Below are 14,437 nucleotides of genomic sequence, written 5' to 3' on the forward strand. Positions count from 1 at the left end.
CCAAGCCAGCCCGCGAGGGTTGGTTTGGGAAAGCGATCCGGCCGCACCCCGCACAAAGGCCCAAGAGAAATCATGAACCGCCCGATGCATCCCGACCTGCTCAGCGAAGTCCGCGCCTTCCGCCAGCAATACCCGGACATCCGCTACGTCGACCTGATCTGCCTGGACATTCCCGGCCACTTCTACGGCAAGCGCTACCCCGTGGACATGCTGGAAAAGGTCGCCGCCGGCAGCCCGCTGAAACTGCCGCAGAACTGCGTGCTGCTGGGCGTACAGGGTGGTCTGCACCCCATCGGCGACTACTGCTTCAACGACGGTGACCCGGACGCGCCGCGCCGCTTGATCCCCGGTTCGCTCAAACCGGTGCGCTGGGAGAACCAGCCGCTGGGGCAGATGCTGATCAGCTCCGACGGTACCGAGGCGCCCATCGAATTCGAGCCGCGCGAAGTGCTCGCCCGCGTCATGCAGCGCCTGGAGTCCAAGGGCATCCGCCCGGTAGTGGCCTTCGAACTGGAGTTCTACCTGTTCGACAAGAAGCTCGACGGTGGCCTGCCGCAGTACCCGCGCGATCCGCTGTGCGACGACGAGGACGACCAGCCGAACATGCACATCGAGCGCCTGTCGCGCTTCTCCGACGTGCTCCACGAGATCGTCGAAGCCTCCCGCGAGCAGGGCGTGGATGCCAACGTCATCACCGCCGAGATCGGCCCGGGCCAGTTCGAGATCAACTTCGCCCACTGCGACGACGGCCTGCACGCCGCTGACCAGGCCGCGCTGTTTACCCGCGCCACCCGTGGCGTAGCGCTCAAGCACGGCCATCGCGCCAGCTTCATGAGCAAGCCTTACCTGCACGCACCGGGCAGCGGCATGCATGTGCATGTCAGCCTATATGACCGCGACGGCAACAACCTGCTCGACCGCGACAACCAGCAGGCCCTGCGCCACGCCGTGGCCGGCTGTCTGGAACTGCTGCCGCACTGCATGCCGATCTTCGCCGCCAACCACAACGCCTACCGCCGCTACGGCTCTCGTGTGAACGCGGCGAGCAAGGCCAGTTGGGGCTTCGAGGACCGCGATGCGTGCATCCGCATCCCCGAGTCCGATGGCAGGAACCTGCGCATCGAACACCGCCTGGCCGGCGCGGACGCCAACCCCTACCTGGTGCTGGCGGCGATCCTCACCGGCATGGAACACGGCCTGGAAGCTTGCCAGGAACCGATCCCGCCGCTCAACGAAGACCGCTCCAGCGGCATCGACTTCCCCCGCGACATGCTGGGCGCCGTCGCCGAGATGGAAGACCACCCGGTAGTGAAGGAAGGCCTGGGCAGCGAGTTCGTCTTCGTCTACTGCGAGAACAAGCGCCACGACCACCTGGACTTCATGAACGAAGTCAGCGCGCGGGAGTACCGCTGGTTCCTGTAACGCCCGATGTTCCCTGTAGGAGCGAGCTTGCTCGCGAACACCCCTCGCTGCAGGGCTGGTTCGCGAGCAAGCTCGCTCCTACGAAAAACCAGCCGCGATGCTGGGCATGATCCTGCAGGAGCGGGCCATGCCCGCGATCGCGTTCATGGGACGCTCCTACAGGCGAGCGTCGTAGCCAGCCAGATTCTCTGAACCCGCTCCGCCCGCCAGCGGTCAACTCCCTGCACGAGGCAATCTCACAAGGAGCCACCGCATGGACTTCATCCGCATCCTCATCGCCATTCTTCTGCCACCCCTGGGCGTGTTCCTCCAGGTCGGTTTCGGCGGAGCGTTCTGGCTCAACATCCTGCTGACGCTGCTCGGCTACATCCCCGGCATCGTCCACGCCGTGTACATCATCGCCAAACGCTGAGTCTCCGGCTCAGGCCGTCTCGGTCAGGGCGATGCGTTCGCCGTCGCCGAACTCGTCATGTACGGCGAGGGTGAGCGCAACAGGCCAGCTCCAGCCACCGGCCTTCCACCAGCATTCGGCGAACCACGCCTTGAGCGTGTTGGCGATCAAGGCAACGCCATCGAAGTCCTCTCCGAAGTACGCGGCATCAAATTCCGGGGTGTTTTCCAGGGCTAGCTGCAGGTCGAGTGCCTTGCCGGCGAACAGACCGGAGTCGGCCGCATCGACCTTGTTGTTTTCTCCGCTGAGATACAGCCACGCTTCCGGCATATCCAGACCGTCTTCACCCAGGAACAGCTGAACCTCACCGGTCAGTGACTCATCGGGCAAGCTGCGCTGCAGGAGTGTGCGCAGCTTGTCGATGGTGGCCGGTGCCGCGCGTTGCAGGAAACGCCGGTAGCGAGTGCGGAACTGGTCGGGGCTCAGGCCGTAGGGAATCATGCTGCGAACTCGTTGCGGCGGCGTGCCGGCAGAGTGGCCGGCGCCGGGTGATGGAAGGGTGCCATTCTTCCGCAAGCACTTCACTGCGCCAAGTGGGCCGGTTGAGCGGGTCCATCTTCAGTGCTAACCGGCCCGGCTGCCCTCCCAGAAATGCTCCGCCAGCATCCGTAGCTCCGCTGACAGTTCCGCCATGCGCGCGGCGCTGCGCTGGCAGGTGTCGACCTTCGCTGCGTTGCTGTCGGCCGAGCCGCGAATGGCGTGCAGGCTGCGCTGCACGTCTTCGCTGGCGACGCCCTGTTCCTCGATGGCCTCGGCGATCTCCAGACTCATGCGTTGGATCGCCGAGACCTGTTCGCTGATCTTCTCCAGCGTGCCCGCCGCCTGGCCGGCCTGCTCCAGGCTGGCCACCGCCTGGTCACAGCAGTGCCAGAGCGCCCGTACCGAATCCTCGGCGCCCTGCTGAAGGTTGCCCACCAGCGACTGGATGTCCCGCGCGGAATGCTCCGTGCGCGAGGCCAGTGCGCGGACCTCGTCGGCGACCACCGCAAAACCGCGCCCGCTTTCCCCTGCGCGCGCCGCCTCGATGGCGGCGTTCAGCGCCAGCAGGTTGGTCTGCCCGGCCACATCACGGATCACGTCGAGCATCCGCGAGATCGCCTCGCTGTGTTCCTTCTGCTGCTCCACCGCCGTGCTTGCCGCGCGCACGCCGGCTTCCAGCGCGGCGAGCTGTCCGCGCGTGCCATGCACGTCCTGATGTCCGGACTGGGTGATGCGTTCGCTGCATTGCGCCGCCACTGCACTGTGCTGCGCATGGCGGGCGACCTCCTGGACGCTCTGCGCCAGTTGCTGCATGGCGCTGGAAACCTGCTCGGTCTCGCGCTGCTGCAACTGCGAAGCGGCGCTGCCGCCGGCCATGGCGTCGGCCAGCGCGGCGGAATGTTCGGCCAGTTGCCGCGAGGCGTCCGCCATGCGCCCGACCACCGCCGCCGTCTCCGCCTCCAGCATGCGGAAGGCGAAATCCAGTTCACCGAACTCGTCAGCGCGGCCCGAGTAAAGCTGCTGGCTGAGCGGGTTGTCGGCGACCTTCCGCGCCTTTGCGAGCAAAGCACCTAGCGGTTGCAGCCGTAGTACCAACCAAGTCGCGGAAACACCCAGCGCGAGCAGGAACGCCAACGCCGCCAGTTTGGGTAGCAGCAGCGCCAACAGGGCGCCTCCGGCCTGCGCCAGCAGCAGGCCGAGCAACAGCTGCGCCACCAGCGGAAGACGAAGGCGGCGCAACTTCGCTCCCCCGCGCATCCTGGCGTACAGGCGCTCCGCCGCGTCGACCTGTTCGGCGCCAGGACGTGTGCGCACCGACTGGTACTCGACCACCTTGCCGCCATGGCGGATTGGCGTAACGAAGGCGCTGACCCAGTAGTGGTCACCGTTCTTGCAGCGGTTCTTCACCAGGCCCATCCAACTGCGGCCGGCCTGCAGCGTCTGCCAGAGGTGGGCAAAGGCGGCGGGCGGCATGTCCGGGTGGCGCACGCGGTTATGGTTGAAACCCACCAGCTCTTCGGCCTCGAAGCCGCTGATCTTCAGGAAGTCCGGGTTCACATGGGTGACCGCGCCCTTGAGGTCGGTGGTGGAGAAAATGTTGGCGTTGAGCGGTACATCCACCGGGTGCCCGGTGATTGGCAGGTTCTGCTTCATCGCTGGTGCTCCAGACGAGTCTGGAAGAGCTGCTCCGGCGCCAATGGCTTGCTGAACAGGAAGCCCTGCGCATGTCGGCAACCTTCCTGACGCAGGAAGTCGAGGTGCTCCTGACGTTCCACGCCCTCGGCCACCACTTCCAGGCCCAGGCTGTGGCCCAGGCCAATGATCGCGCGGCAGATGGCGCTGAGCTCCGGGTCGTCCGGCACGCGGGTGATGAAGCTGCGGTCGACCTTGAGGATGTGCAGCGGGTAGCGCTTGAGGTAGCCCAACGAGGAGTAGCCGGTGCCGAAGTCATCCAGGGCCAGGCGCACGCCTTCGGCGGCCAGCTCGCGCAGACAGGCGAGGGTTTCCGCACCGTCCTGCATCAGCAGGCTCTCGGTGATCTCCAGCACCAGGCTGCGCGGCGACAGGCCGCTCTCGGCGAGGATTCGCTGCACCCGCGCGGCGAAACCCGGCTGTTGCAGCTGCCGGCTCGACAGGTTGACCGAGCAGTACAGGTTGCGATGGCCCTGACGCTGCCACTGCGCCGTCTGCCGACAGGCCTGGCGCAGCACCCAGTCGCCGACGTGGACGATCTCGCCGGACTCTTCCAACGCGGGGATGAAGTCCAGCGGCGAAACCGACTCGCCGTTGTGCTTCCAGCGCAGCAGCACTTCCACCGCCTCCCAGTGCGGCGAGTCGCGGTCCAGGCGGACGATGGGCTGGTAGTGCAGGCTGAATTCCTCGCGGCGCAGCGCCTGGGCCAGCGCGCTTTCCAGCTCCAGCCGGCGTTGCGCCTCGGCCTGCAGCTCCAGGCTGAAGCGCGCGTACTGCGCCTTGCCGGCCTCCTTGGCGCGGTACAGCGCGAGGTCGGCGGCCTGCAGGGTGTCGATGGCCTGGCCGTCGGTCATCAGCCCGGTGATGCCGATGCTGGCGCTGACCACCAGTGTGCGGCCATCCACGTGCAGCGGCTGGCGCAGGCAATCGAGCATGCGCTGCGCGACCTGCTCGGCGTCGGCCAGGCTGGCCAGGTCATCCAGCAGTACCACGAACTCGTCGCCGCCGAAGCGCGCCAGGTGATCGCCCGGTCGCAGGCAGCGCAGCAGGCGCTGGGAGACCTCCACCAGCACGCGGTCGCCCACGGCATGGCCGAGGCTGTCGTTGATCAGCTTGAAGCGGTCCAGGTCGATGAACAGCAGACCGGATTCGCGCGCGCCGGGGCGGCGCTGGCGCATCAGCGCCTGCTGCAGCAGTTCGTCCAGGCGCAGGCGATTGCCCAGGCCGGTGAGCGGGTCGTGCCGCGCCGCGTGGCTGAGCTGGTGTTCGCTGGCCTTGTGCTGGCTGATGTCGGTCTGCGAGCCGGCCATGCGCCCGTCGGTGACCACGCCACGGGCCAGCACCCAGAGGTAGTTACCATCGCGCTGGCGGATGCGGTACTCGTGGCTGAGCAGCGCGCTGCTGCCACGCAGGTGCGCGTCGATGGCCTTGCGCAGGCCGGGCAGGTCGTCCGGGTGCACGCGGGCGAACCAGCTGGTGCTGCCTTCGCCGAGGTTGTCGCGGGTCAGGCCGAGCATGCGCGCCCAGCGCTCGGAGACGTAGAGGCGGTCGTTGCCCAGGTCCCAGTCCCAGATACCGTCGTTGGCGCCGCGCAGTGCGCGGGCGTAGCGCGCCTCGCTGTCCTCCAGCGCCTGGCGCTGGGCGGCGCCGTAAGTGTCGATGGCCAGCGACATATCGAAGAACACGCGTTTGAGCAGGCTGGCGTAGGTCTTGGCTTCCGGGGCGTCGCCCATCAGGTCGGCGAGCATCTGGTCCAGGTACAGGCGATAGGCGCCCAGGTACCACTTCAGCTCGACGCCCACCTGCTGGTGCACCAGCCCGATGCGCAGGCGATCGCGCACGTAGTCGGCGTCCTGCGGGGCGTCCCAGAGTTGGCGGTAGTACTCGAACTGGCTGCATTTCAGCCGCGCCAGCGTCGCCGGCTCGGCGAGGATCGCCCCCAATGGAGGGTAGTGACGCAGGTGGTCGTAGAGCTGCTCGATGAAGCGCTGGTGGCAGCCCTCCAGTTCGGCGGCACGGCCGTGGAGGTGGCAGCCATCCTCCTTGCGCCACTCCAGGTAACTCAGGCGCTGTTCGACTTCCGTCGTCGACAGGCCGATGCGCTCGAGCACGCTCTCGAGCTTCGGTCCCAGGCCCATGTTCGGCTCCTTGCGGGTCTGCTGTTTTTGTCGGGCATGAAAAAAGCGCCGGCTCGTCGTCCAGTCGAAATCGACGGCGACCAACTCGGCGCTTTGTCTTGCAGGCCCACAAGTCCTGCCCGGCAAAGCCAGCTTCCGCAACGGCGGAACGCGGGTGGGAGTCTTTTACACCAGCGAGCGCGGCCCCGACAACTCCTGCAGCGCGCCGCTCAGGCGCTGGCGCAACTCGCCCAGCTCGCGGGAGCGGAAGGCGTGACGGGTTCTCTCCAGTACCCCGATGGCATCGGCCAATAGCGCCTGCAAGCGCGCCGAATCGCTCAAAGGCGCGTCCTTGAACCATCGGCACAGCGGCGCCTGCTCGCAGTTGCGCGGTCCTTCCATCACCGCGCAGGGCAGTTCGTAGGCCGCCAGCAACGCACGAACCTGGCGCGCCAGCGCCGGGTCCTGGGAAGTGACCAGCAACTGGACTGGATACCGGTGGAGAGTCATGAGGGGTTCACTCATATCAGGGAGATGCCAATTTAATGGCTAGTGGCAATCTGATATTGACGTCTGTCATGTTGGCGGAGCGCTTGTGCCAGATGGTCGACGGCGAGTGTGAAGTGGCTCGCATTGCGGTGCCGGAAAACTGCCAGAAACCTGCGGCAAATGTAGGGCGCATAACCTGGAACAGGTTATCCGCCAGACCTGGGGCGGCGGATAACGCTGATGCGTTATGCGCCCTACGTGATGGGCATCAGCAACTCTCACCCTTCCGTGGCGGCGTGAAGCGATGGGTATCGCTTCGCTCCACGCCATCCTACGAGGGGCACCTGCGGCGCTTCAGTGCAGCGAACGCACCTGATCTTCCATCATCCGCACCGCATCGCTCCAGCGCACCCAGAGCTTGCCCTGCCAGTCCATCACGCTCATCAGATGGCCTTCCACCTGCTCCATCCGCCGCTGCGGCAGGTGCGGATTGTGCTGCTGCGCATCCCTCAGCGCCGGCAGCACCTCGTTGCTCAGCCACTGCCGCAGGCTGCGGTTTTCCGGGTGGTAGAAATGCACCATCAGCAACGCGTACAGGCCGCTTTCACTGACCAGGTAGAGCTTTTCGTCACAGCCCGCCAACTGCTCATGGCGAAGCTGGTCCGGGTCGAGCTTGCTGGTGACCCGCTCACCCAGGTGGCTGTTGGTCAGCTTGGCCAGATCGCGCAGGACGAACCACGCCTGCCGCTCGATCAGCAGCCCGCGCAGACGACGGTTGTAGCGTTGGAACACAGTGGGAATCAGGCCTTCGTCGGCCGACATCGAATCGGAAAACTTCATGCTGTCTCTCCATGTACATCCAGAAGCCGCCGCCCGAACAACCGAAGAGGGAGGCGGACCGTGCAAGGGTGGAATGCCGGAAACGAGTACGAACCGGTAGGGCAATAGCCCACCTCACACGGTCCGCCATAGACCGAGAGACAGTGAATGCTAGTCGGCAATCGCTCTCTGCAGATGGCTTACGTGTCGTACTCGTTTTCAGGATTCCACTCCCGGCCACGGCGAACCGTGGCAGACGGAACGCTACGCAGAGCCCTTGTAGGACAGCAACGCCATTGCGGCGTAGGGCGATTCGGGAATTACCGCTGGTCTGCGGCGAACCTGCCTCCAGCAAGGGCAAATGCAGCGCCTGTCGGCTTACCTCCTCGTCACATTGACGGACTTCGATGGTGGTGTGTACGGTACACACTGCTGCACCGTCGGGAGAGCGTCGATGCGCAGCAAAGAAATCATTGATCTGTTGACCGAGGATGGCTGGTTCGAGATCGGCTGTAACGGCAGCCATCACCAGTTCAAACACCCGGCCAAGTCCGGCAAGGTGACGGTCCCACATCCGAAAGCCAGCCTGCCAAAGGGAACTGTGAGCAACATCCTCAAGCAGGCCGGCCTCAAGCCTGGGCAATCCAGTGCGAGCCACTGAACCCAATACGTGACAGCAGGTGCCCACCCATGAAATTTCCCGTCGTGCTCCACAAGGACCCCGACAGCGACTACGGCGTCACCCTGCCGGATGTGCCCGGCTGTTTTTCTGCCGGCTGTACCGTCGATGAAGCCCTGGATAACGCGAAAGAAGCCCTTGCCTTGCATTTCGAGGGGCTGGTCGCGGACGGCGAAGGGTTGCCACAACCGCAAGCCATTGACCAGCACCTGAACAACCCGGACTACGCCGGCGGAGTCTGGGCGGTGATCGAGTTCGACGTCACGCCGTATCTGGGCAAGGCCGTGCGCTTCAACGCCACGCTGCCCGAACACCTGCTGCAACGCATCGACGACCGAGTCAGCAAGGACCAACGCTACAGCTCCCGCTCCGGCTTCCTCGCCACGGCGGCGCTGCGGGAACTGGCGCAGTCCTAATCGCCTCATGGCAGAAACGAAAAAGCCGCGCATCCGCGCGGCTTTTGCTGAAAGGGTGGTGGGCCCACACGGACTTGAACCGTGGACCAAAGGATTATGAGTCCTCTGCTCTAACCAACTGAGCTATAGGCCCCCAGAAGGCGGGCGGATTATACCGGTGCGTTCTGGCTTGCGCCAACCGGATGCAGCGGGACCAGGAAGCGGTTGGCAAAGGCGTCGGCCGGTAGCGGGGCGCTCAGGGCGTAGCCCTGGATCTGGTCGCAGCCTTCGGCTTCGAGGAAGCGTTCCTGGGCTTCGTGTTCCACGCCTTCGGCAATCACCGTGAGGTTCATGCTGCGGCCCAGGGCGATGATGGCCCGGGCGATGGCGGCGTCGTGAGGGTCGTCCGGCAGGCCGTGGACGAAGGACTGGTCGATCTTCAGCGTGTCCAGTGGTAGCTGCTTGAGGTAGCTGAGCGAGGAGTAGCCGGTGCCGAAGTCGTCGATGGCCAGTTGCACGCCGAGGTGCTTGAGGCTGTGCAGGATCGACAGGGCTTCCTCGGTCTGGTGCATGAGGAAGCTTTCGGTGATCTCCAGCTGCAGGCGCGAGGGCTGGAGGTTGTAGTGGGCGAGCAGTTCGCGGATGCGCTCGACCAGGCTGGTCTGGCGCAACTGCGCACCGGCGAGGTTGACCGACAGCGGACCGAAGGCGGCGTGGCTGTCTTGCCAGCGACTCATCTGCCGGCAGGCTTCGCGCAGTACCCAATCGCCCAACGGCAGGATCAGGCCGTTTTCCTCGGCCAGGGGGATGAAGCGATCCGGAGAGATCGCGCCGAATTGCGGATGCTTCCAGCGGATCAGCGCCTCTGCTCCTACAAGCTGGCCGCTGGCGAGGGACAGCTTGGGCTGGTAGTAGAGCTGCAGTTGGTCGCTCTCCAGGGCACGGCGCAGTTCGTGCTCCAGGGCCATGCGCTCGGTGGCCTGGAAGGTCAGCTCGCGGGTGTAGAACTCGACGCGGTTGCGGCCCTGGGCCTTGGCCCGGTACATGGCGGCGTCGGCGTTCTTCACCAGGGTGGCGACGTCGCCGCCATCGCTGGGATAGAGGCAGATGCCGATGCTGGCGCTGACGAAGAACTCCTGTTCGCCGGCGATGAACGGTTTGTCGAAGCAGAGCAGGAGCTTGTTCGCCACGTGTTCGGCGTCCAGCGCGTGGTGCAGGCCGGGCAACAGGATGATGAATTCGTCGCCGCCCTGGCGGGCCACGGTATCGACGTCGCGCAATTGCTCGCGCAGGCGGGTGGCGATGGATTTCAGCAGCAGGTCGCCGACCGGGTGGCCGAGGCTGTCGTTGATATGCTTGAAGCGGTCGAGGTCGAGGAACAGCACGGCACCCTGGTGGTTCTCTTCCTGGGCTTCCTTGAGCGAGGCGTTCAGGCGGCTTTCGAACAGCAGGCGGTTGGGCAGGCCGGTGAGCGGGTCGTGGTGGGCCTGGTAGTCGAGCCGCGCCTGGGCGTACTTGAGGGTGGAGATATCGGCGAACACGCCCACATAGTGCGAGAGCTCGCCGTCGGCGTTGCGCACGGCGCTGACGGTCAGCCACTCCGGGTAGAGCTCCTGGTTCTTGCGGCGGTTCCAGATCTCGCCTTGCCAGTGGCCCTCGGCATTGAGCTGGTGCCAGAGGGCGACGTAGAAGCTGCTGTCGTGCTGGCCGGAGGCGAGCAGGCGCGGCGAGCTGCCGAGGGCTTCCTGTTCGCTGTAGCCGGTGATCTCGCTGAAGGCGCGGTTGACCGCGACTATTCGTTGACGGGCATCGGTGATCATCACGCCTTCGGCGGTGCTTTCGAACACGGTGGCGGCGAGGCGGAGTTTTTCCTGCATCTGCTGTTGCTCGGTGATGTCCCGGGCGATGGTCAGCATGCAGTCGTCGTTACCGATGGTGATACGGTGGGCGGACAGCTCGCACAGGCGAAGGCTGCCATCGCGGGTGCGAATTTGAGCAGTGAAGTCCGGTGCGCTGGCGCTGTTGTCGAGGATGCCCAGCAGCTTGCTGCGGTCGGCCGGGTTGGCCCACAGGCGCAGGTCGAGGGTGGAGCGCTCGGCAGCTTCCTCGCGGCTGAAGCCGGTGATGCGGGTGAAGCCCTGGTTCACTTCCACCAGCCGGCCATCGCTGATGCGGGAGATCAGCATGCCGTCGGGGGAGGCGTGGAAGGCCTTGGCGAACTTCTCTTCGGAGACGCGCAGTTGCTCCTGGGTCTCCTTGACCTGGGTGATGTTGCGCACCACCACCACCAGCGCGGGGGTGTCGTCGAGGACGACGTGCTGGGCCGAGAGCAACCCGGTGAAGCGGCCGCCGTCGCGGCGGTTGAGTGGGATCTCGACGTTGTTCAGCGGTTCGCCCTGCAGGCGCTGCAGCATCATGGGCCCCATGCCGGGGGCGCCCCAGATGCCCAGTTCGGTGGAGGTCTTGCCCAGGGCTTCGCTGGCGGGTATGCCGATCTGCCGCTCGAAGGTGCTGTTCACTGCCAGCAGTTTGCCGTCGATGCGTCGTGCCAGGACGATGATGTCCGGGCAATGATGGAACACCGAGGCGAATTTCTGTTCGGACAGGCGCAGCGCCTGCTCGGTGTGCTTGGCTTCGGTGATGTCGATCATCAGGCCGCGCAGGATCAGGTCATCGCCGTGGTGGATCAGCGTGACGATATCGCGGATCCAGACGATTCGCCCGTCGGCGGCCAGCATGCGGTAGTCGAAGCTGTGGTTTCGCCCGGCCAGGCTCTCCGTCTTGCAGAAGTGGATGGCGTGCTCGGCGTCGTCCGGGTACAGCGTGCGTTGCCAGAAGCCGGGCTCCAGCCAGTCGCTGAGCGGATAGCCGAGTAGTCGCTGGGCGTGGGGAGATACGTAGGTGAAGCGGTTTTCCGCCAGGCGCATTTCCCAGGCGATGGCGGTGAGGCTTTCCACCAGGCCGCGATAATGCTGCTCGCTGTCGCGCAGGGCCTGTTCGAGTTTTTCGCGGCGCTGCATTTCGCCACGCAGGCGGCGGTTCATGGTGAACAGCACCAGCAGGGTAAGGGCGCTGAGGAGAGCGATCGGTACGACGACGCGGAACACCTCGGGCCAGACGCTGCGGCGGTCTACCAGACCGCCAACCCAGGGTGCCTGCAAACCGTCGATCTGTTCGACGGTCAGGTCCGCCAGCACCTTGTCCAGGATGCCGACGAAGATCGCCTGACTTTTCGGCACGCCCATCGCCAGTTGATATCGGTAGGGCGTCTCGCCGCTGATCTGCAGGCCCTCCAGCTTCAGTTGACGCAGGTTCCAGACGCTGGAAGCGAGGTCGCCGACGAAGGCGTCTACCTGGCCGACGGCCAGTGCCTGCAAGCCGGCGGCGACGCTGGGCAGCGGCTGCAGGTTGAGGTCGGGATGCTTGGCGACCAGCAGTTCATGCGGGGCGTAGTGGGCGACCACACCGACCTTCAGGCCGTAGAGCTCCTTCACACTGGAGGGGGCGGGACCGCTCTTGCGCGCCAGGATGATGATCGGGAAGTCGAGGTAGGGACGGGAGAAGGTCAGGTAATCGAGCCGCTCCGGGGTGGCCATGATGCCGGGGAGCAGGTCGATGCGGTTATCGCGGGCCTGTCGCAGGACTTCGCTCCAGCTTGCTGGCTCCACCGGTTGCAGCTTGATCTTGAGCTGGTCACTGATGACCTTGACGTAGCTGGCGGCCAGCCCCTGGTACTGGCCGTCGTTGTCGCGAAACTCGAAGGGGGGCCAGGAGGCGTCCACGCCCAGGCGCAGCGTAGGGTGCGCCTGCAGCCACTGCTGCTCCTCGGGCGAGAGGCTCAGGGCGAATGCCTGTCCCGCCCAGAATGCGAGGCACCACAGTAGAACTGCCTGCAGACGCGGCATGAAGGGCCTCATTCCAGGGAGGGGACTATGCCGAAGTGTAGACGTGGCACTTTGCCCGATGGAAGGCCCAAAGAAAAACCCCCGGTTTTGGCCGGGGGTTCTTCGTCACTCGTCGAGGAAGGAGCGCAGGTGCTCGCTTCGCGACGGGTGGCGCAGCTTGCGCAGCGCCTTGGCTTCGATCTGACGGATACGTTCGCGGGTTACATCGAACTGCTTACCCACTTCCTCGAGGGTGTGGTCGGTATTCATGTCGATGCCGAAGCGCATGCGCAGGACCTTGGCTTCGCGAGCGGTGAGGCCGGCGAGGACTTCGCGGGTGGCTTCCTTGAGGCTCTCGCTGGTCGCCACTTCGATCGGCGACTGCATGGTGGAGTCCTCGATGAAGTCGCCCAGGTGCGAGTCTTCGTCGTCACCGATCGGCGTTTCCATGGAGATCGGTTCCTTGGCGATCTTCAGGACCTTGCGGATCTTGTCTTCCGGCATGTCCATGCGTTCGCCCAGCTCTTCCGGGGTCGGTTCACGGCCCATCTCCTGCAACATCTGGCGGGAGATACGGTTGAGCTTGTTGATCGTCTCGATCATGTGCACCGGAATACGGATGGTGCGGGCCTGGTCGGCGATCGAGCGGGTGATCGCCTGGCGAATCCACCAGGTGGCGTAGGTCGAGAACTTGTAGCCGCGACGGTATTCGAACTTGTCCACCGCCTTCATCAGGCCGATGTTGCCTTCCTGGATCAGGTCGAGGAACTGCAGGCCGCGGTTGGTGTACTTCTTGGCGATGGAGATCACCAGACGCAGGTTCGCCTCGACCATCTCCTTCTTCGCACGACGGGCTTTCGCCTCGCCGATGGACATGGAGCGGTTGACGTCCTTGATCTCGGCAACGGTCAGCTGCGAGCTGGCTTCCAGGTCGACCAGCTTCTGCTGGTTGCGCAGGATGTCGTCACGCAGGCGCTCGATGGCCTCGGCGTACTTGGGCTTGCCCTTGAGGATGGCATCGACCCAGGCGGTGTCGGTTTCGTGGCCGGGGAACTGGCGCAGGAAGTCGGCACGCGGCATGCGGGCATCACGCACGCACAGCTGCATGATGGCGCGTTCCTGGCGACGCACGCTGTCCAGCGCATCGCGGACCTTGGCGACCAGCACGTCGAACTGCTTGGGCACGAGCTTGATCGGCATGAACAGCTCGGCCAGAGCAACCAGCTCTTCGGTGGCCTGCTTGCTGCCACGGCCATGCTTCTTCAGAGCCTTCTTGGCTTTTTCCAGCTGCTCGGAAACGGCGCCGAATCGACGAGCGGCTTCTTCCGGATCCGGACCGCCATCGCCTTCTTCTTCTTCGCTATCGCCGTCGGACTCTTCGTCCTCTTCGTCCTTGTCCTTGTCCTTGGCTTCGGCGTCATCTTTCAGACCAACCGGCTCGACTTCCTCGGCCGGCAGGGTGCCGTCATCCGGGTCGATGTAGCCACTGAGGACGTCCGACAGGCGGCCGCCTTCGGCGACGATGCGGTTGTACTCTTCGAGAATGCCGTCCACCGCGCCAGGGAACTGGGCGATGGCACTCATGACCTCGCGGATGCCTTCCTCGATGCGTTTGGCGATTTCGATCTCGCCTTCGCGGGTCAGCAGTTCCACGGTACCCATTTCGCGCATGTACATGCGCACCGGGTCGGTCGTGCGGCCAACGTCGCTCTCTACCGCAGCAAGGGCGGCAGCAGCTTCTTCGGCGGCAGCTTCATCGGTATCGGTTTCCGCCAGCAACAGGGCATCCGCATCCGGGGCTGTCTCGAATACGTTGATCCCCATGTCGTTGATCATGCGGATGATGTCTTCTACCTGTTCCGGATCAGAGATATCCTCCGGCAGGTGGTCGTTGACCTCCGCGTAAGTCAGGTAACCCTGCTCACGACCACGGGTGATCAACTCTTTGAGACGAGATTGCTGTTGCGCTTTTCCGGACATAACACCCTATCCACTGAAGGTCTTGGCGG

General features: G+C 64.9%; 11 protein-coding genes and 1 tRNA gene. 4 read left to right on the forward strand and 8 right to left on the reverse strand.

Annotation, left to right across the window (positions count from 1 at the left end; genetic code table 11):
- Positions 1–72: 72 nt before the first annotated feature.
- Complete coding sequence (locus ACKI1H_RS07485; protein WP_440468034.1) at positions 73–1,422, forward strand: glutamine synthetase family protein; 1,350 nt, start codon at positions 73–75, stop codon at positions 1,420–1,422.
- A gap of 253 nt (positions 1,423–1,675) precedes the next feature.
- Positions 1,676–1,834 (forward strand): YqaE/Pmp3 family membrane protein, encoded by a 159-nt coding sequence (locus tag ACKI1H_RS07490; protein ID WP_017516589.1) that lies wholly within the window; start codon positions 1,676–1,678, stop codon positions 1,832–1,834.
- A gap of 9 nt (positions 1,835–1,843) precedes the next feature.
- On the opposite strand, the gene ACKI1H_RS07495 is transcribed toward ACKI1H_RS07490, so the two are convergent.
- From ACKI1H_RS07495 to ACKI1H_RS07515, 5 genes are all read right to left on the reverse strand, one after another.
- Entirely contained in the window at positions 1,844–2,314 is a 471-nt protein-coding gene (locus ACKI1H_RS07495; protein ID WP_138525577.1) for a hypothetical protein, read from the reverse strand.
- A gap of 123 nt (positions 2,315–2,437) precedes the next feature.
- A complete protein-coding gene (locus ACKI1H_RS07500; RefSeq protein ID WP_440468035.1) occupies positions 2,438–4,006 on the reverse strand; it encodes a methyl-accepting chemotaxis protein in 1,569 nt (522 codons plus the stop codon).
- Positions 4,003–6,183: a putative bifunctional diguanylate cyclase/phosphodiesterase gene (locus ACKI1H_RS07505; protein ID WP_138525579.1), complete on the reverse strand. Its 2,181-nt coding sequence runs from the start codon at positions 6,181–6,183 to the stop codon at positions 4,003–4,005. The genes ACKI1H_RS07500 and ACKI1H_RS07505 overlap by 4 nt, the downstream gene beginning before the upstream one ends.
- Before the next feature lie 165 nt (positions 6,184–6,348).
- Entirely contained in the window at positions 6,349–6,672 is a 324-nt protein-coding gene (locus tag ACKI1H_RS07510) for a hypothetical protein (RefSeq protein WP_138525580.1), read from the reverse strand.
- Positions 6,673–7,005: 333 nt separating this feature from the next.
- Positions 7,006–7,491: a BRO-N domain-containing protein gene (locus ACKI1H_RS07515; RefSeq protein WP_440468036.1), complete on the reverse strand. Its 486-nt coding sequence runs from the start codon at positions 7,489–7,491 to the stop codon at positions 7,006–7,008.
- A gap of 433 nt (positions 7,492–7,924) precedes the next feature.
- Here ACKI1H_RS07515 and ACKI1H_RS07520 point away from each other — a divergent pair, with 433 nt between their 5' ends.
- Entirely contained in the window at positions 7,925–8,131 is a 207-nt protein-coding gene (locus ACKI1H_RS07520) for a type II toxin-antitoxin system HicA family toxin (RefSeq protein ID WP_138525581.1), read from the forward strand.
- Positions 8,132–8,160: 29 nt separating this feature from the next.
- On the forward strand, positions 8,161–8,565 hold the full coding sequence (locus ACKI1H_RS07525) for a type II toxin-antitoxin system HicB family antitoxin (RefSeq protein ID WP_138525582.1): 405 nt from the start codon (positions 8,161–8,163) through the stop codon (positions 8,563–8,565).
- Between the two features lie 56 nt (positions 8,566–8,621).
- On the opposite strand, the gene ACKI1H_RS07530 is transcribed toward ACKI1H_RS07525, so the two are convergent.
- The 3 genes from ACKI1H_RS07530 to rpoD all read right to left on the reverse strand — a co-directional run bounded on the left by ACKI1H_RS07530 (position 8,622) and on the right by rpoD (position 14,408).
- Positions 8,622–8,698: transfer RNA gene (locus tag ACKI1H_RS07530), tRNA-Ile, on the reverse strand.
- Between the two features lie 16 nt (positions 8,699–8,714).
- Positions 8,715–12,449: a bifunctional diguanylate cyclase/phosphodiesterase gene (locus ACKI1H_RS07535; RefSeq protein ID WP_280056179.1), complete on the reverse strand. Its 3,735-nt coding sequence runs from the start codon at positions 12,447–12,449 to the stop codon at positions 8,715–8,717.
- A gap of 105 nt (positions 12,450–12,554) precedes the next feature.
- Positions 12,555–14,408 carry an RNA polymerase sigma factor RpoD gene (gene rpoD / locus ACKI1H_RS07540; protein ID WP_138525584.1) on the reverse strand — a complete coding sequence of 618 codons (1,854 nt, stop codon included), beginning with the start codon at positions 14,406–14,408 and terminating at the stop codon, positions 12,555–12,557.
- Positions 14,409–14,437 lie beyond the last annotated feature (29 nt).

It is taken from the genome of Pseudomonas sp. YH-1, assembly GCF_051990045.1.
In the GTDB taxonomy this organism is placed as follows: domain Bacteria; phylum Pseudomonadota; class Gammaproteobacteria; order Pseudomonadales; family Pseudomonadaceae; genus Pseudomonas; species Pseudomonas nicosulfuronedens.

Excerpts from the sequence above, each read along its gene's own strand:
- ACKI1H_RS07485 (WP_440468034.1), top strand. The coding sequence starts at position 73 with ATGAACCGCCCGATGCATCCCGACCTGCTCAGCGAAGTCCGCGCCTTC.
- ACKI1H_RS07490 (WP_017516589.1), top strand. The coding sequence starts at position 1,676 with ATGGACTTCATCCGCATCCTCATCGCCATTCTTCTGCCACCCCTGGGC.
- ACKI1H_RS07495 (WP_138525577.1), bottom strand. The coding sequence starts at position 2,314 with ATGATTCCCTACGGCCTGAGCCCCGACCAGTTCCGCACTCGCTACCGG.
- ACKI1H_RS07500 (WP_440468035.1), bottom strand. The coding sequence starts at position 4,006 with ATGAAGCAGAACCTGCCAATCACCGGGCACCCGGTGGATGTACCGCTC.
- ACKI1H_RS07505 (WP_138525579.1), bottom strand. The coding sequence starts at position 6,183 with ATGGGCCTGGGACCGAAGCTCGAGAGCGTGCTCGAGCGCATCGGCCTG.
- ACKI1H_RS07510 (WP_138525580.1), bottom strand. The coding sequence starts at position 6,672 with ATGACTCTCCACCGGTATCCAGTCCAGTTGCTGGTCACTTCCCAGGAC.
- ACKI1H_RS07515 (WP_440468036.1), bottom strand. The coding sequence starts at position 7,491 with ATGAAGTTTTCCGATTCGATGTCGGCCGACGAAGGCCTGATTCCCACT.
- ACKI1H_RS07520 (WP_138525581.1), top strand. The coding sequence starts at position 7,925 with ATGCGCAGCAAAGAAATCATTGATCTGTTGACCGAGGATGGCTGGTTC.
- ACKI1H_RS07525 (WP_138525582.1), top strand. The coding sequence starts at position 8,161 with ATGAAATTTCCCGTCGTGCTCCACAAGGACCCCGACAGCGACTACGGC.
- ACKI1H_RS07535 (WP_280056179.1), bottom strand. The coding sequence starts at position 12,449 with ATGCCGCGTCTGCAGGCAGTTCTACTGTGGTGCCTCGCATTCTGGGCG.
- rpoD (WP_138525584.1), bottom strand. The coding sequence starts at position 14,408 with ATGTCCGGAAAAGCGCAACAGCAATCTCGTCTCAAAGAGTTGATCACC.